Annotated in this window: 15 protein-coding genes; 4 read left to right on the top strand and 11 right to left on the bottom strand. The window is 61.3% G+C overall.

Annotation, left to right across the window (positions count from 1 at the left end; genetic code table 11):
• Nucleotides 1-4: 4 nt before the first annotated feature.
• Nucleotides 5-1,066, top strand: a complete 1,062-nt coding sequence (locus tag KJJ24_RS00470) for an alpha/beta fold hydrolase (protein WP_250544817.1) — start codon at nt 5-7, stop codon at nt 1,064-1,066.
• Here the strand turns inward: KJJ24_RS00470 and KJJ24_RS00475 are convergent.
• Genes KJJ24_RS00475 through KJJ24_RS00490 form a run of 4 tightly spaced genes read right to left on the bottom strand, consistent with a single transcriptional unit; the run spans nt 1,011 to nt 3,485 of the window.
• On the bottom strand, nt 1,011-1,373 hold the full coding sequence (locus tag KJJ24_RS00475; RefSeq protein WP_214340024.1) for a ferredoxin: 363 nt from the start codon (nt 1,371-1,373) through the stop codon (nt 1,011-1,013). The genes KJJ24_RS00470 and KJJ24_RS00475 overlap by 56 nt on opposite strands.
• Nucleotides 1,370-2,632 (bottom strand): 1-deoxy-D-xylulose-5-phosphate reductoisomerase, encoded by a 1,263-nt coding sequence (locus KJJ24_RS00480; protein ID WP_214340026.1) that lies wholly within the window; start codon nt 2,630-2,632, stop codon nt 1,370-1,372. The genes KJJ24_RS00475 and KJJ24_RS00480 overlap by 4 nt, the downstream gene beginning before the upstream one ends.
• The gene (locus KJJ24_RS00485) at nt 2,629-3,096 is read right to left on the bottom strand and encodes a hypothetical protein (RefSeq protein ID WP_214340028.1); all 468 of its coding nucleotides are present in this window, start codon (nt 3,094-3,096) and stop codon (nt 2,629-2,631) included. Before KJJ24_RS00485 ends, KJJ24_RS00480 begins: the two co-directional genes overlap by 4 nt.
• A complete protein-coding gene (locus tag KJJ24_RS00490) occupies nt 3,096-3,485 on the bottom strand; it encodes a hypothetical protein (RefSeq protein WP_214340030.1) in 390 nt (129 codons plus the stop codon). Before KJJ24_RS00490 ends, KJJ24_RS00485 begins: the two co-directional genes overlap by 1 nt.
• A gap of 91 nt (nt 3,486-3,576) precedes the next feature.
• Between KJJ24_RS00490 and KJJ24_RS00495 the strand changes: the two genes are divergently transcribed.
• Nucleotides 3,577-4,938, top strand: coding sequence for a sodium-dependent transporter (locus KJJ24_RS00495; RefSeq protein ID WP_214340032.1), 1,362 nt, complete (start codon nt 3,577-3,579; stop codon nt 4,936-4,938).
• Between the two features lie 57 nt (nt 4,939-4,995).
• Nucleotides 4,996-5,211 (top strand): hypothetical protein, encoded by a 216-nt coding sequence (locus KJJ24_RS00500; protein ID WP_214340033.1) that lies wholly within the window; start codon nt 4,996-4,998, stop codon nt 5,209-5,211.
• Nucleotides 5,212-5,246: 35 nt separating this feature from the next.
• Here KJJ24_RS00500 and KJJ24_RS00505 read toward each other — a convergent pair whose 3' ends face one another.
• A complete protein-coding gene (locus tag KJJ24_RS00505) occupies nt 5,247-5,996 on the bottom strand; it encodes a hypothetical protein (protein ID WP_214340034.1) in 750 nt (249 codons plus the stop codon).
• Nucleotides 5,997-6,036: 40 nt separating this feature from the next.
• A complete protein-coding gene (gene cysS / locus KJJ24_RS00510) occupies nt 6,037-7,509 on the bottom strand; it encodes a cysteine--tRNA ligase (RefSeq protein WP_214340035.1) in 1,473 nt (490 codons plus the stop codon).
• 316 nt (nt 7,510-7,825) lie between these two features.
• Between cysS and KJJ24_RS00515 the strand changes: the two genes are divergently transcribed.
• Entirely contained in the window at nt 7,826-8,869 is a 1,044-nt protein-coding gene (locus tag KJJ24_RS00515; protein WP_214340036.1) for an AraC family transcriptional regulator, read from the top strand.
• Here KJJ24_RS00515 and KJJ24_RS15095 read toward each other — a convergent pair.
• The 5 genes from KJJ24_RS15095 to KJJ24_RS00535 form a co-directional block, all read right to left on the bottom strand.
• Nucleotides 8,784-9,011 (bottom strand): DUF6447 family protein, encoded by a 228-nt coding sequence (locus KJJ24_RS15095; RefSeq protein WP_371811816.1) that lies wholly within the window; start codon nt 9,009-9,011, stop codon nt 8,784-8,786. The two genes, KJJ24_RS00515 and KJJ24_RS15095, sit on opposite strands and share 86 nt — an antisense overlap.
• A gap of 88 nt (nt 9,012-9,099) precedes the next feature.
• Nucleotides 9,100-10,134: an HlyD family secretion protein gene (locus KJJ24_RS00520; protein WP_214340037.1), complete on the bottom strand. Its 1,035-nt coding sequence runs from the start codon at nt 10,132-10,134 to the stop codon at nt 9,100-9,102.
• A gap of 84 nt (nt 10,135-10,218) precedes the next feature.
• Entirely contained in the window at nt 10,219-13,092 is a 2,874-nt protein-coding gene (locus KJJ24_RS00525; protein ID WP_214340038.1) for a peptidase domain-containing ABC transporter, read from the bottom strand.
• A complete protein-coding gene (locus KJJ24_RS00530; protein ID WP_214340039.1) occupies nt 13,061-13,942 on the bottom strand; it encodes a peptidylprolyl isomerase in 882 nt (293 codons plus the stop codon). The genes KJJ24_RS00525 and KJJ24_RS00530 overlap by 32 nt, the downstream gene beginning before the upstream one ends.
• Before the next feature lie 29 nt (nt 13,943-13,971).
• Entirely contained in the window at nt 13,972-18,684 is a 4,713-nt protein-coding gene (locus KJJ24_RS00535) for a putative Ig domain-containing protein (protein WP_214340041.1), read from the bottom strand.
• Between the last annotated feature and the right edge of the window lie 23 nt (nt 18,685-18,707).

The following is an 18,707-nucleotide window of genomic DNA, read 5'->3' on the forward strand; positions in this document are numbered from 1 at the left end:
TCACGTGTTGGATTCCAGGCAGGCCGCGGCGCTGCCCGCGGCCCTGGGCCTGCCGCTCTTTCGGCCACGACTGCCCTGGATCAACGGCGACCTGCAGACCCTGCGCGACACCCTGCGGCCGGAGCCCCTCCCGCCGGACACAGGCCTGCCCGTGCCGATTTCCGTGGGGCGTGGTGATCAGCTGCTGGGTTTGCTCGATCCGCCCCTGGATCAGGCCGAGCCGCGGGGCCTTGTTCTGTTGATGCATGGCCTGGGGGGCAGTAGTTCCCGCAGCGGCCTGCGCCGCATGGGCCACACCCTCCAGCACGCGGGCTTGGCGGTGCTGCGGCTCAACATGCGGGGCGCTGGCCCCGGGCGAGAGCTGGCCCGCGGCACCTATGCCGCCAGCTGCAACAGCGATCTGCTGCCGGCCCTGGCCCGCGCCCGCGAGTTGGCCGCGGGCCGGCCGCTGCTGGGCATGGGTATCTCCTTGGGGGGCACCAAGCTGCTCAATGGGCTCCTGGCCTCGCCCGGCCAGCTCGATGGCCTGGTCACGATCAGCTCCCCGCTCGACCTGGCTGCCTGCTCAGCCCAGATCGAGCGGCCGCGCAATCGGATCTACAAGCGTTGGCTGCTGCAGCGTCTGGTGGCCCAAACCCTCGCCGATCCCTTTGGTGTGAGCCAGCCGGAGCGTGAGCTACTGGAGGGCCGCAGTGCCATCGGCCCGATCACCAGCATCCGGGCTTTTGATGCCGCGATCACGGCACCGCGCTGGGGTTATCAGTCGGTGGAGCACTACTACCGCGAGGCCAGTCCGTTACAGCAGCTGCGGGCCCGCCCATCCGGGCTGCCGCCCACCCTGGTGCTCCATGCCATCGACGATCCCTGGGTGCCGGTGGATGGGGCCCGTGAGCTGGCAGCTCTGCAGCTACCGGGGGTGGAGGTGTTGCTCACCGCCGCAGGCGGCCACAACGGTTTTCATGCCCGCTGCGATGGCCGCGGCACTGAGCCGGGTAACTGGGGGGATCGGCTCACAGCCCGCTGGTTTGACCAGCTGCTGCGGGATCAGCAAACGGCATCCGCTTGATGATCCAGGCCTCGATCGGCTGCCGGCCGATCACGTGCTCCCGCAGGATTCGCTCGATCCGCTCGGGCGTAACCCCGCCGTAGACGATCCCCTCTGGCCAGATCAGCAGCACCGGCCCCTCGACGCAGATCCGCAGGCAATCAGCCTTGGTGCGCAGCACGATCCCCTCTGGGCGGGCAGGATCCTCCAGCCCCCATTCGCGCACCAGGCGTTTGAGGGTGTCCCAGCTGGCAGGTCCCACGGCCGGATCTGGGCAACAGAGCGCCTTAGCCGGCGTCGCACAGAGCAGCAGGTGGTGCGAAATCACGCCGGCAGCGCCGCCGAGGCCTGGGAATGAACCGTGGCGTTGAGCCGGGCTGCAGCTTCACGCACCGCCTCACGGCTCCAGGCGTCCACGGCCAGCACGTCGTCGAGAGAGGGGTTGGTTGTGAGGTCGGCCTTGTGGCGATCACACACCACGTCGATCAAACGCGGGATATCGAGGAAGTGGATCTGCTCCTCGAGGAAGAGCGCCACCGCTTGCTCGTTGGCGGCGTTCATCACCGCCGGCATCGTGCCGCCGGCGCGGCCGGCCGCGTAGGCCAGCTCCATGCAGGGGTATTTGGCCGGGTCGGGCTTGCGGAAGGTGAGTTGGCCCACCTCCGTGAGATCCAGTCGGCGCCAGGGGGTCTCCAGGCGCTCGGGCCAGCTGAGGCAGTAGAGGATCGGCAGCTTCATGTCGGGCCAGCCCAGCTGCCCCAGCACCGAGGAATCGGCCAGCTCCACCATTGAGTGGATGATCGATTGCGGGTGAATCACGATCTCGATGTGGTCGTAATCCAGGCCGAAGAGGTAGTGGGCTTCGATCACCTCCAGGCCCTTGTTCATCAAGGAGGCGCTATCGACCGTGATCTTGCGCCCCATGCTCCAGTTGGGGTGGCTGGTGGCATCAGCCACGGTGGCCTTGTGCAGATCGGCGGCATCCCAGTCGCGGAAGGCGCCGCCGCTGGCGGTGAGCTGAATGCGGCGCAGGCCAGGGTTGGGCACACCGGTGCTGAGGCGGGCGGTGTCAGCCCAGGGAGTGCCCTGCAGGCACTGGAAGATGGCGGAGTGCTCCGAATCAGCCGGCAGCAGGCGCGAGCCGCTCTTGGCCAGCTCCGGCAGCACCACTGGCCCTGCGGCGATCAGGGTTTCCTTGTTGGCCAGGGCGAGATCCTTACCGGCCCGGATCGCCGCCAGGGTGGGCAGCAGCCCGGCGCAGCCCACGATGCCGGTCACCACCAAATCAGCCGTGGGCCAGGCCGCGGCGGTGCAGAGGCCATCGGAGCCGCCCACCAGCTCAGGCAGCCTGGCCGGACGGGCGCCGGGTTCAAGCGCGTCCAGCCGCTGGCGCAATTCGGCCACGCGTTCGGCATTGGCCAGCGCCACCACTTCGGGAGCGTGACGTTGGATCTGGCTGATCAGCAGGTCGAGGTTGTTGCCGGCCGTGAGGGCCACCACCCGGAATCGATCGGGGAAGTCCTCCACGATCTCAAGGGTTTGCGTTCCGATCGAGCCCGTGGAGCCGAGCACAGAGAGGGCTTTCACGGCGGGATCGGCGAACGGCGCGGCCAGTCTCCCACTGTTGCGGGTTGCTTCGCCCCGATGCTGAGGCTGGTTAGCCCGGCAACCCTGGCTGCTTCCAGCAGTCTGGGGCTATGGCTGATCAGGCAGGGGCAGCGCCAGATGCGAGCGGCCTCCAGCTCCAGTGCATCCAGGATTGACAGCCACGGGTGCGTTGGCTGGTGCCGAAGTGGCCCCAGCGGCAGAGATCGGATGGCGACGCCGGTGTGAAACGCCATCAGGACCGCCGGCAGGCTGAGGCCCTGCGGTTCTCCCTTGCGCTGGTTCGTTTCGAGGATCTGAAGGGCACGCATCAGCGCCATCTCGCTGCTCACCCAGGCGTCGTTGCTCTGCACAAACCAACGCCGCACTGCATCGCTGGTGGGGCCACTGCCCACAAGCGCGACCAGGATTGTGCTGTCTACGTAGCAGAGGGATGGGCGGCTCATCACTGATCTGCCGCCGTCTGCAGGGCCTCACACAGGGCTAGGCGGCTGCGGCGCGGTGTTGGGGTGAGCAGCAACTGGCCACTCGGGAGTAGCTGAAGCTCCAGGTCATCGCCCAGTTGCAGGCGCAGCAGGTTGCTCAGTGCCTGCGGAAGCCGCACCGCCAGCACGTTGCCCCAGCGTCCGATCCGAAGCCGGCGCGGCTGAACGGGGGTGGAGTGAGCGTTGATGCCGTGCTGTTGGGAGTGGGCTTGGCTGGCGGGATGGGGTGGTGGCGCGTGTCCAAGACGGGATATCCATGGATATCCCGTCTTGGACGGTTCACCAGACCCACCATCGCCCCCCTGTTGAGGGCTGGCTGATCTCCCCAGTTGCAGGCGCGATCGGGTCATGGGCGTCTTGAGGCTGAACTGCCCAGAGCGTTCCCCGATTTGCAGCTCATGCCCCGCAGCCGGGAAACTGGGCACACCTTTCCAGCGGCCCATGCAGGATCAGATCGGTGCGGAGCGGGGACAGCCGCCCGAGCAGTGGGGCTCCTCGCTCGGCTTTGTGTTGGCAGCGGCCGGTAGCGCCGTAGGGCTGGGCAATCTCTGGGGCTTTGCCTATCGGGCCTCGCAGGGGGGCGGAGCAGCGTTCGTGCTGCTCTACGTGTTGATCGTGGTGGTGGTCTGCCTGCCGGTGCTGGTGGCAGAGATGGTGCTAGGCCGAAGCTCCGGCCATGCACCGCTGGTGGCGCCGATGACCGCTGGTGGGCGCCGTTGGGCGCCGCTCGGCTGGCTCTACATCGCCGCCTCGGTGGGGATTCTGAGCTACTACGCCGTGCTGATGGGCTGGACCGGCCGCAGTCTCCTGCACGCCATCAACGCACCGCTGCCTGCCGATATCGCCGCCGCAGAAGACTTCTTTGCAGCCATCAGCAGTGGAGGTGATGCCGTGCTTGGCCTCCTGCTCAGCCTGGCGATCACCGGGTTGGTCGTGGCGGCCGGAATCCGCTCGGGCATCGAGCGACTGTCGCGCTGGGGGATCCCGCTCCTGTTTGTGATGCTGCTGGCCCTGCTGGTGTGGGCGGCCTTCCTACCCGGTGCCAACAGCGGCTACGCCGAGTTCCTCCTGCGCTGGGACATCAGCAAGCTCACCGACCCCACCACGATTCGCAACGCGTTCACGCAGGCCTTCTTCTCAATCGGGGCCGGGATTGGCTGCATCCTGGCCTATGCGTCCTACCTGGATCGGCGCAGCGGCATTCCCGGTGAGGCGGTGGCCGTCGTGGGGATGGATACAGCCGTGGGCCTGATGGCTGGTTGCATCACGTTTCCGATCGTGGCGAGCTTTGCCCTGGGGGATGTGGTGAGCAGCAGCACCGTGGGCACGTTGTTCATCGCGCTGCCTACCGGTCTTGGATCGCTTGGGCTGGCGGGCCGGGTGGTGGCTGCTTGTTTCTTTGGCCTGGCCTATGTGGCAGCGATTACCTCCTCGGTGTCGTTGCTGGAGGTGCCGGTGAGCTCCGTGATGGATCGCCTGGGCTGGAGCCGCCGCCGGGCGGTGTGGCTGATGGTGTTCGTGATTGCTGTGATCGGCCTCCCCTCGGCGCTGGATGTGGGGGTGCTGGAGCGGATGGATGCGGTGTTCGGCGGGGTGTTCCTGATCACTGGTGGACTGCTGATGGCCCTGCTGATGGGTTGGCAAGCCCCGGCACGCTTCAGCGCGGATCTGCGTGCCTCGGGAACCTCTCCGCGCTTGCTGGCGTTGATGCTCTGGAGCTTGCGTTGGGTATCAGTGCCGGTGATCAGCCTGGGCCTTCTGGTGTCGGTTGTGGATCTTGCGAAGAGCTGGTCGGGCGGCTGAGGCAGCAGATGGTGTGGCGGAGAGCGCTTAACTGGCCGCAGCAGGTGGGCCTTTTCCATGGCGCTCGGACCGCAGTGGTTGCAGCGTTTCAATTTCATCGAACGCGCCAAACTCGAGCGCGAGCTCTGGGAGGCCTTCGAGCGAGGTGAGCCGATCGAGCAGCTGGTGGAGCAGTGCCAACCCGGCTTTCGCAAGGAGGTGTGGAGCACCACTGCCGTGCGCATTCGCAAGATCGAAGCGATGATGCGCGATCAGCAACGTCCCTCTGATTGAGGGATCCTTGCGACATCAGCCCTGATGCCCCGCTCTCAGTCGACGGCAGTGGCTTTCCGCACGGCTGTGGGCTCCATGCTGCGGTCCCGCCCCGGGGCCCAGTGGCGTAGCTGAAGTCGTGTGGCAGGAGCGAGGCTGAGGTTGGTGCGCCAGCCGCTGATCCAGTTGATCACCACGTCGGTTCCCTCCATGTGCCACACGCCCCCGGCCTGAGCATCGATGTCGTTGAAGGCCAGTCCGTTGGAGAGGAGCGCAGCGGTGTAGGGCTTCAGATCGCTTTGGGCTGGAGGGAAGAGATAGATGCCCACAGCTTCGGCAGCTGCTCCACCCAGCTTCACCGCCGTGCCGAAGTTGGCGGGAATCTCGCTGCGTACCTGGCCTGGGCGCCAGGCTGCATGACTGAGCCCGCTCGGCCCTACGTAGATCCAGTCGCTCCAGCCATCGGAATAGTCGACCCGGATGCCATTGCCCCAGGCCGACCAGCGGCCCAGTTCGCGGAACTGGGAATTGCGTAGTCGGGCTGATCCAGCGTTGGGTACACCCGCTGTGCCCACGGTGCTCACCGCCTTGCCATCGGGCTGGATCCGCACGTTGAACAGGTTGTTGTTGTTGTCGGTGAGTGCCCAGACACCGATGAAGGCGCGGCTGGCTTCATCGGGTGAGGCGCGCAGTGCGGTGCTCGTTGCGCCCTCTCGCGGCTGCGCTGATACCGGCGCCACCACGAGGCCCGGAGCTGTGATGTGGAGAGCAGCCCCCAGGCTGAGCAGGGCTAACGACCGGCGCATTGGCGGATCAGGGCAGTGGTGATCCCATATTGGGAAGGATTTAGGCGCGAAGCCACTCGGTGACGCCGCCAGGTTGATCGATGAGCTCGATGCCCTGGGCCTTGAGGGCCGCGCGGATGGCATCGGCGGCGGCGAAATCGCGGGCGGATTTAGCGGCTTTGCGCGCTTGGATCAGCTCCTCGATCTCCGCATCGCTGAGGCCAGCGGCGTTGGTTTCACCGCCCGCTTGCTGGCTCGCTTGAAGCTGCTCGTGCTGCAAACCGAGCACTCCCGCAAGCTCCTGAAGAAGGCCGGCCTGGGCCACGAGGTTGGGGGCAGACGCTTCGCTGCGGGCGCTGCTGTCACCACGATCGAGGCGGTTGGCCAGAGCCCGCAGCGGTTTGGCCAGCTCAAACAGCACCGCCAGGCCAGCGGACGTGTTGAGGTCGTCGTTCATCGCAGCGGCGAAGCGCTGGCGGGCTGCGGCCAGCGATGGAGGGAGATCTGAAGAGGTAAGGGCAACCTTGCTGCCGGTGCTGTCCGCCAGGCCCAGGGCGGCGTTGAGGCCCTTCCAGCCGGTGGCAGCTGCTTCGAGGGCTTCGGCGGTGAAGTCGAGCGGTTTGCGGTAGTGGGCCTGCAGGGTGAACAGGCGAAGCGTCATCGGCGAGACACCTGAATCCAGTAGGGCGCGAATGGTGGTGAAGTTGCCGAGCGATTTGCTCATCTTCTGGCCGCCCACATTCACCATGCCGTTGTGCAGCCAGTAGCGCGCCAGCTCCTTGCCGGTGGCCGCTTCAGATTGGGCGATCTCGTTTTCGTGGTGGGGAAACACCAGATCGGCGCCGCCGAGGTGGATGTCGATCGTGTCGCCGAGCTCCTCGCGCACCATGGCCGAGCACTCGATGTGCCAGCCCGGCCGGCCGGCGCCCCAGGGGGAGGGGAAGCTCGGTTCGCCTGGTTTGGTGCCCTTCCAGAGGGCGAAATCAAACGGGTGCTGCTTGCGTGCTTCCTCCTCGGAAGCCACGCGGCCGGCGGCGTTGTCTTGCTGCTGCTCGAGGTCGCGGCCGCTGAGCTTGCCGTAGCCGGCGTGTTTCATCACGGCGAAATACACATCGCCATCGGCGGAATAGGCGGCGCCTTTGGCCTCCAGTTCGCCGATCAGGCTGCGGATTGCATCAAGGCTGCGGGTGGCCCGCGGCATGCGATCGGGGGGGAGGATGTTGAGGCGGGCCATGTCGGCCACGAAGGCCTCGATATTGCGCTCGCTCACGGCCTCCATCGAGCTGCCTTCTTCGGCGGCGCGGTTGAGAATCTTGTCGTCAATGTCGGTGTAGTTCTGCACGAACGTCACCGCGTAGCCACTCCAGATCAGGTAGCGGCGCAGCACATCCCAGGCGATGTAACTGCGGGCGTGCCCGAGGTGGCAGAGGTCATACACCGTGACCCCGCAGCAATAGATGCTCACCTTGCCGGGCTCGAGCGGCCGGAACTCCTCAACGCGGCGGGTGAGGGTGTTGGTGAGCTTCAGGGTCACAGGTGATGGTCGAGCTGAGGTCCGGGTCGCATGGATCGTGGCACACGTGCTGGCGCTGATCCGCCGGTCAGATCAGGTCAACCTGATGAAGTGAGGCCTTGGTTGCCACCGTTTCTTGGGTTGTATCAGTCGCTTTTGCATCCGCCTCAGGCACTGCCCTGCTGGCCGCGGCAGGAAATGATCCAGACCTGATGACGCCCTGAGATGAAGGAGACTGCGGCAAGACGATCTGCGCGCGCGTCGGATCCGGCCTATTGCTTGTGCAGATCTGCTAGCCACTAAGTGGCTGTTGTATGTGATCACTAGATACGACCAGTTGTCCTGGTCCAAGGTGATCTCAACAGCGCATCTGGGCTGGCAGGTGGAGCCTGAGATGGCCGGCTGGCTATCAAGGCTCCAACTGAATCGAGGCTCAGCCTTTGGTGGGTCGAGGATCCGCGATGTGCGATTGGCTGCCTATCGGGGTGCACAGCTTGTGGTCTTGAAGGTGTCGGCGGCTGGGATCTCCGATCTGCGCTTTCGTCATCATCCCGGCATGGTGAGCATCGCGATTCCCACCTGCGGCCGTTTTCAGGGTGTAGCTGCAGGTCGTGCTTTTTCGGCGGTGCTCAATCAAGTGAGCTGTGTGCTGCTGCCCGACGACCCTCTCGCTTTGACGGTGGCATCCGATGTGCTGTCGGCTCTGGTGATGCAGCTGCCGCTGCAGAGCCTCCTGGATGCATGTCGCCGCCAGGGCTTAGTGCAGCCAGATCTGCGCTTGTTGCTGGACGCCCTCACGGGACAGGAAGCGCTGTTAATGGCCTGCTGTGAGCGGTTGCTGGAGCTGGCCCTGCAGCCCGAGGGTGACGCGCGCTCCACATTGGCGCTGCCACTTGAGGCATCCGTGCTTGGTGCGATGGCGAGTGTGCTGGTGGGGCGCGATCAGTTGCCGCATGGTTGTGTGCAGGATCCGCATGCTCTGCATGTGGAGCACGCTATGGCTTACATGGAAAGCCATCTGGCCGAGATGATCGCTTTGCGGGATCTGTGTCAGGCCTGCTACATCTCGGCGCGCACACTTCAGGTGTCGTTTCAGAGGGTGCGTGGCTGCACGCCTTTGCAGGCCCTGCAGGAGATCCGTCTGCTCAGTCTGCGCAAGCATCTGTTGAACCGGGTGGATTTAAGAGAAGCCTGCGCGTTGGTGGGTTTGCCGCCTACAGGTCGGATGGCTGCCAATTACAAGCGACTGTTCGGTGAACTGCCGAGTCGGACCCGTCAGCGCGCAGGCTGGGTGATCAGTCCGGTAGACGGTTTGAGAGCTCCTGCAGCAGACTGCGATGGGCAATGCTCAGATAATCAACATCGCGCCGAAGCCTGGTGATCTGTGCTTCACAGTCGTAGGCAGCTCTGACCAGTTTCTGGGCTTCATCGCTGAGATCAGCAATCGGATAGCTGCGATCACCGATGGTGAGCGTCGCAGCTTTGTTGCCGTTCTCTGTACGAGTGATGGTGGGTTGTTCCATAACGTTGAAATGAAGAGGGGGATGGTCTGATCTTGCTGAGCGTGATGAGCCGGTCTGCTCTTTCAGGGTGAACGTGAGCGTGTACACATCAGCGCCGCTCTGCCATCGGCTTGAAGATGTCCTCAAGAAAATCAAAAACCACGGCAATCACTGGCTTTTCATGCAGCACAACTCGGGCGGTAACGCCCATACCAGATCTCAGAGACTCCGCCGGGTAATGCTCGGGAATACCGCTTTTGTTAATGCGGATGCGGGCGATGTAGGCCTGTGCCTGCCCCTTGCTGTCCAACGCAGATGTGGTGGGAGATAGCGATTCCACGACACCTCGAAGGGTGCCGTGCTCATTGGCCGGGAAGGCATCCACGGTGATCTCCGCTTTTTTGCCCTGGCGGATGGGTGCCGCCAATTTTGATGACACCTGCACCGAGGCAATCAGGCCATCACTGGGCACCACTTTCGCGAGTACTTCACCTTGGTCTACCCGTTGACCGGTCACCTGAATCGCCAGTTGCTGCAGCGATCCTCCAATGGGTGATACCACATCAAATTGTGCAGAGCGCTCGCGCAATTCGCGGAGTTGCATGCTCAGATCGTTAATCTCGATCCTGCGCTGCAGATCCAACTTGGCTTTCTCTTCCAGCAGGGCCTCACGCTCGGCTTTGCTCTGAAAAAGCTCGTTTTCCTTATCGAGTAATTGCACCTCCTGAGCGGAACCTTGCTGCACCAGGTTGCGCAGCCTGGCCACCAGGCCGGTGTTCAGCTGGATACGTGCCTTGGCCTGACTGAGGCGGATGGCAAAGGCGAGGTCATCGCGTTGGCCCTTTTGCTTGAGGAGTTCAAGCTTGAGGGGAATGCTCTCCAGTCGTGGCTGAAGATCAGCACGGCTGAGGGTGAATAGAACCTGGCCCCGTTTCACCATTTGGTGTTGCACGGCATTCACCCGCTCCACAACGGCTGCATCGGGACTTTTGATGCTGGCCTCCGCACGGATCGTCTCGAGCTGTCCAGGCAGATTGCTGGTTTCTTCAATGCGGCTGAGGCATGACCAGCTGAGCAAAGCCAGAGAACCCAGGCCCAGGGACCAGATCAGAGTGCGGCTCCAGCGCGGGGGAGGTGTGAGCAACATCTGGTGACTTGCTGTTGCCTCGTTGGCTTGCTGAAGCTTGTCTTTGGTCAGCTGTCTTAAATCGGATAAGAGTGATTTCATTTAGCCTCCAAACTGTTGTTGGTAGAGGGCGTAGTAGCGACCTGATTGGGCCATTAACTCGTCATGACTTCCTACGGAGTCGATTCGGCTGTTGTGCATCAGGACAATCTGATCGGCGTGAATCAAGGTGGAGAGTCGGTGGGTGATCATCAGTAAGGTTCGGCCTTTGGCATGGCTCCGAAGGTTCCTCACGACCTGCTGTTCTGTATCCACATCCAGGGCACTGGTGGCTTCATCCAGAATCATCAGATTGGGGTTTTGCAGCAGCATCCGCGCCAGGGCAATCCGCTGCCGTTGTCCGCCGGATAGGCCTGCTCCCTTCTCCCCTACCGGTGTGCTGTAGCCATAGGGAAGGCCCATGATGAAATCGTGGGCACAGGCCAGGCGCGCCGCTTCTACCACCTGATCCGTTGCGGCTTCCGGATCGGCTACGGCGATGTTGGAGTAGATGGAGCCTTCGAACAGCAGGCAGTCCTGAGGAATAAAGCCCAGCTGCCTGCGTAGGGAATAAAGCTCCACCTTGCTCACATCCAGGTCATCAATCAGCACCTTCCCCCGACTCGGTTCATACAGCCTGGGAATCAACTTGAGCAGGGTGCTCTTGCCACAGCCGCTCTGCCCTACCAGGCCGGTGAAGCTGCCCTTGGGGATCGTCAAGCTCACCCCCGATAGCTGTGCGGAACTGGTGGCCCCGTAGCTGAAGCTCACCTGATCAAAGCGAATCGTGCCTTCGATCGGGGGCATGCTGATGTTGGTGTCTTCGATGTCCTCGGTTTCCAGCGGTTGGTTCACCACATCCCCAAGTCGTTCCACGGCTAGAGAGACCTCCTGGAAGTTCTGCCAGGTGCCGGCCAGGCGCAGGATCGGTTGGGTCACATAGCCGCTGATGATTCGGAACGCGATCAAACCGCCCAGTGTCAGCTGGTTATCCAGCACCAGCCATGCCCCCACCGTGATCACCAAAATGTTGCTGCTTTTATTGATTAGTTGTAGGGCGTTGGAGCTGGCCGTATTGGCTAGAACCGACCGAAATCCCTTGTTGATGCCATCGAGGTGCCTGTCTTCCCAGTTCCGCCTTGTGCTCAGCTCACTGTTCTGCACCTTCACGGTCTGGATGCCGTTCAGCACTTCCACCATGTAGGACTGGGTTCTTGAGTACGCCTCAGCGCGCTGCCGGATCAGGCGCTGGGTGATCGGTGTCAGGCCAAGGATCACCAGTAGCAGTAGTGGAATGCTGCCAAGGATGATGCCGGCAAGAATCGGCGAGTAGAAAAACATCACGCCGAAGTAGAGCATCGCAAACAGCGCATCAAGCACCACCGTGAGTGCTGTGCCGGTGAGGAAGCTGCGGATCTTGTCGAGTTCATTGAGCCGGCTGGCCAGCTCGCCCACAGGATGCTTTTCGAAATAACGAATATTCAGTCTCAGTAGGCGAGAGATGATTGCTGAGCCCAGGCTGATATCCACCCTGTTGGAGATCTCCATGAACTGGAAGGTGCGCAGATTGCCGAAGATCAGTTCCAGAACCATCAGTAACACCATCACAACAGCAAAGCCGCCGAGGGCATTTACCGAACCCTGGCCGATCACGCGGTCGATGATCTGTTGAAACAGCAGTGGTGTCGCCAGAGCAAACAATTGCGCCAGAAAGCTGGAGATGAATACCTCCACCAATCCCACCTTGTAGCGGCTCAGGAAGGGCAGCACCCAACTCAGGCCAAAGCGCTGCTGTGGCGTATGCCGGCCCGCGCTGATGGTTACAGCCGTCAGATCCAACCCGTACTGCTGGCTCAGGGCATCACTGTTGAGGCGCTTAATCTTGGTGCTTGGGTTAAGAATCAACAGGCCTGATCCATTGGCTTCAACAATCAGGCTTGGATTTCCCTGGGGATCAAGGATCACCGCAGGCGTGGGAATGCGGCTGGCATCGCCAGCGCGAAACGCCACGATGCGCCCGGCCAGCCCGAATTGATCCACAACACTCACCAGCTTTTCAAGGCTGAGGTTCTGTTCGCTGGCGGCGAGAAAATGACCGGCTTTGCGCAGATTGTCTCGCCGCATCGGCAGCCCATAGAACTGGGCCAGCATTGTGAGGACAGCGGTATGGCACTCTGCCGCGGTGCCTCCTCCCACGGGGCGAAACCCTAGTTGTCGGACCTGCTGGGTCAGGCTGGGTAGATGTTCATCTAGTGCTCCGGTCTGGAGCGGCCTGCTGGCCGGGGCCTCTCTTCGATCAAGCGGTTGTGGCTTGATGGCGTGTCGGGAGTGCTGTTTGGTGAGTTGTTCAGCATCGCTCCAGATCAGCACGCGCGGATTGTCGTCACCCAGGAAGCAGCGCAGCGCTTCCGCGGTGATCAGTTGTCCGTAATGAAACCCTTTCTTGGAGCGATCGGCATAGATCAATGGTCCTTTCAGATGGCTTTCGGGTGGAGGATTTCCTGTTGGTAGCAGCTGCCAGCGCCGCAGATAGATCTCAGGAGTTTGCTGATCCGCAGGTACGTTGATCCCGTAGCCCTGGATGTATTTCTGGATGAGCGGTAGTTCACTCGGGGATAGGCCGCTGCGTAAATGATCTAGAACTGCTTCCTCCAGTTTTGGATCCAAGGGCAGCGTGCCGAGCACGATGGCTTCGCAGTCTGTGGAGGCCATCAGCTCTTCCCCCAGGTCGCTATTCAGCAGGGTCAGGGCACCGCAGAGATAGGGACTCTCCGGTCGCAGCACGGTGTGGCTGCCGAACCAGCGATCGGGATCCAGCAGCCGGCAATGCCCTTCCACCACCAGCAGCACTTCGGGACTTGAGCCACTGGTCTGCAAGACCGATCCTGCGGGGAATCGGCGTTGGTCACAACCCAGTTGTTGTGCTAGAGCGCGCAAGGCATCTGCATTCGCCGTTGTGAGTTGCATCACGGAATTGACCCTGCAACCAGCTCGAGAGCTGTTGCAGTTCGGTCTTGAGATCGCCGCAGATCCTCGACTTGAAATTCATTTCCTCGAGAAAGTTTTGCGTATGTGCGTCGTATACGCTGTCGAACCGGTACTCCAAGCGCAGCAGCGTGTGCCACTCAGCGGCTTCAAACGGGCCGATCAACTGGCCGGCCTGAGCCGTGCGCAACCGGCCGGCGATCTCCGGATGGGGGGTGGTCAAGTCGACAGGGCCGACAATGCCCTGGGTTTTTGCTTCCGGTCCCCGTGAATGGAGACGTGCCGCTTCACCGAAGCTGATCTCGCCGGCTTCAATGGCATAGAACAGTTCGCGGCAGAGACCCGGATCATCCACGCGAATCAAGCTGTATAGCACCCTGTCCAGATTATCCTTGTAGCGTAGGTAAAGTGATTCGATATTGCTGCTGGATTGCTCGCGCAGTTCTGTGCGGCGCCAGTCATGAATGGCTTCTGACAAGAGGTCGGCCTGGCTCATGCCGTGCTTCAGGCACCATTGTTGCCGCTCTTGCTCGTTGCTGAGCCCATGTTTGCTGCAATATTCTTTCATGGCAGGCTCGGCAACCTGATTGGGATCGGACAGGTTGTTGTGTTCAAAGACCACGGCTCGTTCTTTCAGTTGCCTTAGGAAAGGTTCCACTAAACCGAAGCGAAATAGCAGTGCAATCAGCTCTAGATTGCTGGCATCCTGAAGCGCTGTGAAAACTGATTCAGCTCCCTGATTCGACTGTTCTGTTGTGCTGGTGATTGCAGTGGGTGTAGCAGTAGTCATGGCAGTGCTCATGGCGATGGCATTCGTTGTGCTTGATGTGTTCAGGTCATGGAGGGCATCAATCCCAGCTGCACTTGGCAGTTGAGGAGTTCACTCACCATCAGGGCATCAGCCATGGCCTGATCAATGCCCTGGGCCAGCAAGAGTGATTGCTGCAACTGCTGCAGTTGGATTCGGTTGTCACGGTTGGCGGAAGGATCGCGGTGCCGTGCCATGTGATCCAGCCAGCTTCGCCAATTCAGCTCCTCCTCCTGGTGGTGGAGCACGCGCTCGAGCATGCGGCTTACCTCGGCCAGCAGCGCGCCTGGATGGCTACTGCCGCAGATCAGCCGCCAGAGAGAAGCCTGCTGATCAAGATCACGGGTGACCAGCAAGCTGGTCGGCGCATGGCTCTGATCGCTCTGCAGGCTGATGCGGCCGTGCTCGATCAGCAGTTGCAGCGGCACTGGAGTGCCGCTAACCGGGCAAAGCCACAGATGCCATGCCGCTTTCAGCTCCGGATTGCGGCGCCGCAGCTGAATCGCCCGGCCTAGTTTCGATTGGAGGACCAGGGAGCGCAGACCACGCTCACCACCGGCAGGCATCGTCATCATCGTGATCACCAGGCCCGCCAGGCTGGCCGGATGCTGGAAGGCCTCGAGCAGATTCCGCAGGATGTTGCTGAAGGCATCGGGTTGGCGCGCTTCCACTCGCCGCCGTTGTTGCCAGGGTTCGATCCCGGTGTTTCCCTGATCATCAGGATCTCCGGTTTGCTGCAGGGGTCGGCGCTTCAGGGCTGACTCGCTCAGGAGAGATGCGGGTTCATCCGTCTGCCTGGACTGGCTTCCTGCTGTGGGCTCGGGTAATAGCAGCGGTTGGTTGTTCCCCCGCATGTCGCGGCGCACTCTTCCGTCGTCCAGGGTCGGGAATTCGGCTGTGCGTGTCTCTGGTCCAGTAGGTGCTGGCGTGAACAGCTGCACCGGAGTGGTTAACTCTGCTGCTGATTCGGGGATCAGTTGGGGCACGATCAGCCTTGTTTCCATCCATGGGCTTTGCTGGATGCCGAAGCGACTGCCGTCATCACCGCGAACCCTGGTCCTGGTGGACACCGCCAGGAAGATGGCACCATCGCTGTTGGATTCAGGGGTGATCTCAAGCCAGTTGAGGTCAAAGATATCGCCGTTGTCTGCCAGCAGGGCAAGTAGCTCGGAGATCGGAATCGTCAGCTGTGTTGTGTCGGAGTCTTCCCCCGATGCACCCGTGTTCTGCCACTGGCGCTCCAACCGCCCAGCCTCAGCTGCGGAGAGGCCTGCTAGCGCCCGGAAGCTGTCGGAGAGGTGAACTCGCACCGGTTGGCTGCTGTTGATCTGGAGTTCGGTGCTATCCGCTTCGTCCTCGAAGAACAAAGGCTGTGCCTGCAGTAGTTTTCCCAGCGGGACGGACTCACCCTGCGTGTCATAGCGCCGGGGGGGGCTGGCATTGATGCTGACCATCTCGGCTGAGGGGATCAGCTCCAGATCAAAACTCTGGCTGGTTGACAGCTGTCCGTCGCTGGCAATGATTTCCACATTGCCACTCAAGATCTCTAGAAGACCTGGTGTCTTGAGCAGCAGCCGTGGTGTTTCAGTTGATTGATCAATCCTTAGTAGCTGGCTGAGCAGCTCGGTTTGTATTGGGCTCTCGCCACGTACCTTGAGGTTGTAGCTCAAGGTTGATCCACGTGATGGTGTTGTGTCGGGATCATCGAATAGCTCAGATAGATCCAGGCTGATGATGCTTTTCTCCTTCAGCCTAGTGCTGCCAATGGTTCCGATCACCAGCGGTGCCAGGTTTGGCTTTGGGTTTGCTTCCCTGATGGGGCTCGTCGTTGCTATCGCACTGAATGAGCTGCTAGCCCTGACGTTGTTGCTCAGCATGGCTATGAGATCTCGAAGGCGAATGTTTTTTGCTCTGTTCTCTCCCTGGCGAATCAATCGATCAATCAACGTTTGACTGCTCAGCGACTTGATCTCCAGTTGTCCTCCTCCACCGCTGCCATCTGCCAGGGCGAGACCCAGTCCACCCGCTGTCTCCTGATTGAGCATCAGATCGAGGCGGATCGGAGCAGTGGGATCCGTGAGCTCAAAATCAAGGACAACAAATGTCTCAGCGCGTTGGTCGCCGAGCGCTTCGCCCAGGCCCAGTGCCGGCAGGCTGGCAGCGCTGAAACGCAGGCGATTCTCATCTAGACGGCTTCGATCCACCTGCCGGAACAGGGGGAACACCTCACTGATCGATTCCTCCAAGGGACGATCTGCTGGCTGTTTCAGCTCCAGACCTGTCCAGCGCAGATCCAGATCAAGCCCGATGACCCCTGGATTGAGGCTGTTCTGTCGCTGGTCAGTGAGTTCCACACGCATGGAGAGTTGGCTGCCAGCCGGCAGGCTCCCCAGCTGCTCCGGACGGATGCTCTCGCCGCTCGCCGAGAGATAGAGGTTGGATTGAATGTTGAGCAGGTTGTCCTCACTGTAGGTCGGCTCCATGTCTCCCCCCTGCTCAGCCGTGATGACATCGAGGTTCAGCTGGTAAAGGCTGCTGGCACCACTGCGATCCGTTGCGGTGAGAAATAGTCGGTGTAGGCCTTTATCGCTTTCATCTGGTGAGAACCTCAGTTCACCTGTGCCAGGATCAAAGCCCAAATTGCTTTTGCGGTTTGTTTGGAGGCTGAAGCTGAGTTCGTCGCCATGAATTAGATCGAGATCTCCGAATAGATCCCTAGCATCCAGCCATAGATCGCTGCTCACCAGTATGGGGCGCTCGTCAAAAGCACCATCCAGGCGAAAGGGGGCCTGGTTGTTATTCTCAACCTGCAGCAAGAAGCGCTTCTCCGCTAGGGATCCAGCTCGATCAATCGCCTGCAGTCGGATGGCATGCCGGCCCACGGCATCGTTATCCGCGCTACCGATCAGGCTGTTGCGCTGTGGATCGAATTGCAGCCAGTTTGGAGCATCCACCTCAAACCTGAGACGGTCACCAATTGGGATATCATCGTCCTGAAAGAGATTGCTGATCTCCAATTGGAATGTCTCGCCTTCCTGCAGGGTGATCTGCTCCAGCTCTGGACCAATCCGATAGGGGCTGCGGTTAAAGTCGTGATCAACCACCCTCAGACGCAGAGGCGCAGAGGCTGACGCACCGGCGAGATCCGTTGCGACCAGCTGAAGGTTCAGCACTCCTGTTTCATTTGCTGGAAGCAGGCCGCTAATCGTCCCACTTCCTGCATCGATTGTCAGTATCGAAGCAAGCTGCTGAGCATCCTGTAGATCCAAGCTGTAGCGCAGCTGATCTCCGGCATCAACATCGCTGAAGCTTTGCTCCGGCAGCCTGATCTCAAACGGACGGTCCTGCCGAACCCAGATCTCCGGCAGAGGTTGACCATTCCAGAGCGGTGCATCGTTGGTGTTGATCACCACAAGCTTCACGGTTTGCTCAGTGGTGGCTTCACTCTGATCCCGGGCTTCCACACCGATCTGCCAGCTGCCCACCTCGCCATTGCCCGGTTGCCCGCTTAGTAAGCCGCTTCGTTCATCCAGCACCAACCAATCCGGAGATCCGTTGCTCAGCTGATACCTGAGGCTGTCACCTACGCTGACATCGTCATCCTGGAAGGCATCAGCCAGGCTGATCGTGAAGGCTTCGTCCTCCAAGATCTCGAACGCTTCCATCGCAATGGCCGTGGGCGCATCATTGACATTGAGAACGTTGAGAACCACCGTCTGCTGCCACGCTTGACCTGCGTTGTCGATGGCTTGTAGAACCAGTCGGTGCTCACCCACCTGTGCCTGCTGGGCCAGGCCGAACAGCACTGGAATGGGGCGGCTCTGACTGTCGACCACCACTATCTGTTCCGCAGAGAGGGTGGTGTTCCCGCGTGCGGGATAGTTGCGGGGAATGATCGTGAGATCGGGGCCTTCTGTCCCATTGCCGAGCAGCCGATAGTTGAGCTGCGCAAAGCTCTCTCGCCAGTTGTCGCCAAGAATTTCACCGTTGCCACTGCTGGGCAGGCTTGCGGCAACCAGCCCACTCAGGCTTCCTGCTGCTGCATCGAGGGTGCCTGTATCACGAAACAGCGGCAGTGATGGTGTGAGGTTGACTCGCTCCAGCTCCACTGCATCGGACTTCCAGAGCAGATCCAGCTCCAGGCCGATCAGGCCGAGGCCGTCATGGCGCGTGTCTGTGACCACCACATCCAACTGCATCCCATCGCCTAAGGGATCTTGGAACAGGCCTTCAATCACCACCTTCTCTGCCAAGGTGGCATCGGGTAATCGCCACTCGTAAGTCAGCCAGTCGATGGGCTGACCGTCTGCCTGATTCAGGATCTGGAGCTGCTCCACGTTCTGCGCTTGCGGCAACAGGCTCTGAAGCTCAAGGCTGAAGGGGCGGTCTTCAAGCACCAGTCTCTGTTGCAGCGCCAGCGGCTGATAGGTCAGAAACGCGTCCTGGCCAATGGCTGATTGCAGAAGGGGGGGGGTGCTGACCTCCGTGGGACCTGTCAGTTGATCCGGGACGGTGGTTGTTGTGATCTCTCCTCCAAGGGCCGCGATGGCTGTATCCAGCTGATCGAACTGCTCTGGTGATCGGACTGGAGGTGTGCTGTCCAGAACTCCCAGCGTGTTCATCACATCGCTGGCTGTCTCAATGGGTTCGCTGAGCGGTGACGTCAGTGGCTCCTGTAGATCAACAGAGGCGCTGAAGTTGCTCTCGGTCTGCAGAGGATCGCTTGTGAGTGCCATACACCAACCAAGACCTCAGCCAT

It is taken from the genome of Synechococcus sp. LA31 (assembly GCF_018502385.1).
In the GTDB taxonomy this organism is placed as follows: domain Bacteria; phylum Cyanobacteriota; class Cyanobacteriia; order PCC-6307; family Cyanobiaceae; genus Vulcanococcus.

What these genes read in the sequence shown, in the direction of transcription:
- KJJ24_RS00500 (WP_214340033.1), top strand. Translation starts at nt 4,996, where the DNA reads ATGGCGCTCGGACCGCAGTGGTTGCAGCGTTTCAATTTCATCGAACGC.
- KJJ24_RS00495 (WP_214340032.1), top strand. Translation starts at nt 3,577, where the DNA reads ATGCAGGATCAGATCGGTGCGGAGCGGGGACAGCCGCCCGAGCAGTGG.
- KJJ24_RS00485 (WP_214340028.1), bottom strand. Translation starts at nt 3,096, where the DNA reads ATGAGCCGCCCATCCCTCTGCTACGTAGACAGCACAATCCTGGTCGCG.
- KJJ24_RS00530 (WP_214340039.1), bottom strand. Translation starts at nt 13,942, where the DNA reads ATGAGCACTGCCATGACTACTGCTACACCCACTGCAATCACCAGCACA.
- KJJ24_RS00490 (WP_214340030.1), bottom strand. Translation starts at nt 3,485, where the DNA reads ATGACCCGATCGCGCCTGCAACTGGGGAGATCAGCCAGCCCTCAACAG.
- KJJ24_RS00535 (WP_214340041.1), bottom strand. Translation starts at nt 18,684, where the DNA reads ATGGCACTCACAAGCGATCCTCTGCAGACCGAGAGCAACTTCAGCGCC.
- KJJ24_RS15095 (WP_371811816.1), bottom strand. Translation starts at nt 9,011, where the DNA reads ATGGAACAACCCACCATCACTCGTACAGAGAACGGCAACAAAGCTGCG.
- KJJ24_RS00505 (WP_214340034.1), bottom strand. Translation starts at nt 5,996, where the DNA reads ATGCGCCGGTCGTTAGCCCTGCTCAGCCTGGGGGCTGCTCTCCACATC.